Annotated in this window: 1 pseudogene; it reads right to left on the bottom strand. The window is 67.1% G+C overall.

The annotated features are described in order from the left end of the window. Positions 1 to 152: pseudogene (locus tag SB771_RS37575) on the bottom strand (DUF2957 domain-containing protein); the annotation flags it as partial. Positions 153 to 228 lie beyond the last annotated feature (76 nt).

The raw sequence follows: 228 nt of genomic DNA, 5'->3' as shown, positions 1-228 counted from the left end.
CGGAACGCGCACTGGTTCAGCTTGTTGGTCGGCAGCATCGTTTCCTGCGTGAGCGTGCCGCTGTCGACGGTGCACGCGCGGGTCGGCGTGACGGTGCCGGTCGTTCGCGGCACCGGCGATTCGACATAGGTGACCTGCCAGGTCATCTTGGTCGCGGTGGCCCATGCGAATGTCCTCTCGTGCGCGGCCGCAGCGCGGCCAGGTGGGGTTGGTACGCGATTATCGCAG

Source organism: Burkholderia sp. SIMBA_051 (assembly GCF_046534915.1).
Classification (GTDB): domain Bacteria; phylum Pseudomonadota; class Gammaproteobacteria; order Burkholderiales; family Burkholderiaceae; genus Burkholderia; species Burkholderia ambifaria.
Note: the sequence above shows the minus strand (reverse complement) of the source record. Positions and strands in the feature narration are given on the sequence as shown.